2 protein-coding genes and 1 pseudogene are annotated in these 1,580 nt (G+C 48.0%); all 3 read left to right on the top strand.

Annotated elements, in window-relative coordinates; translation table 11 throughout:
• On the top strand, nt 1-816 hold an 816-nt coding region (locus PGS25_RS15540; protein WP_270419415.1), incomplete at its 5' end, for a VirB6/TrbL-like conjugal transfer protein, CD1112 family.
• Nucleotides 817-836: 20 nt separating this feature from the next.
• Complete coding sequence (locus tag PGS25_RS15535) at nt 837-1,292, top strand: PrgI family protein (protein WP_005335865.1); 456 nt, start codon at nt 837-839, stop codon at nt 1,290-1,292.
• Nucleotides 1,249-1,580: pseudogene (locus tag PGS25_RS15530) on the top strand (VirB4-like conjugal transfer ATPase, CD1110 family); the annotation flags it as partial. The gene PGS25_RS15535 and the pseudogene PGS25_RS15530, both read left to right, overlap by 44 nt.

The following is a 1,580-nucleotide window of genomic DNA, read 5'->3' as shown; positions in this document are numbered from 1 at the left end:
GGTATTATGAGCAACCTTTCGGGGATGTTTGACAGTGTAAACCAACAGGTCGCGGATATATCCGTACAGGTAGGACAGACCCCACAGGGATGGAATGGCAGTATTTTCAATATGATTGAGAATCTGTCAAACTCCATCATGGTGCCGATTGCAGGTGTGATCCTGGCTATCGTGATGACCGTAGACCTGATCCAGATGATTGCAGACAAGAACAACCTGCATGATGTGGATACCTGGATGATTTTCAAGTGGGTGTTCAAATCAGCTGCCGCCATCCTCATTGTCACAAACACATGGAATATCGTGATGGGCGTCTTTGATATGGCGCAGAGCGTGGTGGCGCAGGCGGCAGGGATTATCAATTCGGATGCGTCCATTGACATTTCCTCAGTTATGACCGATCTGGAACCGAGGCTGATGGAAATGGATTTGGGACCGCTGTTCGGACTGTGGTTCCAATCCCTCTTTATTGGCATTACCATGTGGGCGTTGTATATCTGTATCTTTATCGTTATTTATGGCCGTATGATCGAGATCTACCTTGTAACTTCGGTGGCTCCCGTTCCAATGGCTGCAATGATGGGCAAGGAATGGGGCGGTATGGGACAGAATTACCTCCGATCTCTGCTGGCACTGGGCTTTCAGGCGTTTCTCATTATCGTCTGCGTGGCAATTTATGCTGTGCTGGTGCAGAACATCGCTCTGGAAGATGACATCATCATGGCAATCTGGAGCTGCGTGGGCTACACCGTACTGCTATGTTTTACGCTGTTCAAAACCGGCAGTCTCGCCAAATCAGTCTTTCAGGCACACTAAAACGGAAGGAGGTTTCTACATTGGCTTATGTACCCGTACCCAAGGACTTAACAAAAGTCAAAACAAAGGTCATGTTCAATCTGACCAAGCGGCAGCTTATCTGCTTCACGGGCGGAGCGCTTATTGGCGTACCGCTTTTCTTTTTGCTCAGAAAACCTACCGGAAACAGTGTAGCGGCTATGTGTATGATGCTGGTTATGCTGCCCTTCTTTATGCTGGCTATGTACGAAAAGCATGGACAGCCCCTGGAAAAGATCGTGGGCAACATTCTCAAAGTAGCTGTGATCCGTCCAAAGCAGCGACCTTACCAGACCAACAACTTTTATGCCGTATTAAAGCGGCAGGAAATGCTCGATAAGGAGGTGTATGACATTGTTCACCGCAATAAAAAAATGGCTGCATCGGATGTTCGGAAAAACCGAGGAAAAAACTGTGCAGCCGGTAAAGACAAAGAAAAAACTGTCCCGCGCCGATAAGAAGCAGATCGAAGCGGCCATTGCCCGCGCTAACCGCACGGACAAAAAAGGAAAATCTGCGCAGGACAGTATCCCTTATGAACGGATGTGGCCGGACGGAATCTGCCGCATATCGGACAGCCACTACACAAAGACCATCCAGTTTCAGGACATCAACTATCAACTCTCCCAAAACGAAGATAAGACGGCAATCTTTGAGGGTTGGTGTGATTTCCTCAATTATTTTGACAGCTCGATTCATTTCCAACTGTCTTTTTTGAACCTTGCGGCATCGGAGGAGACCTTTGC

Source organism: Butyricicoccus sp. AM78-15b2TA, assembly GCF_027665985.1.
Taxonomy (GTDB): Bacteria; Bacillota; Clostridia; order Oscillospirales; family Butyricicoccaceae; genus Agathobaculum; species Agathobaculum butyriciproducens.
This window is presented reverse-complemented; position numbering and strand designations above follow the sequence as displayed.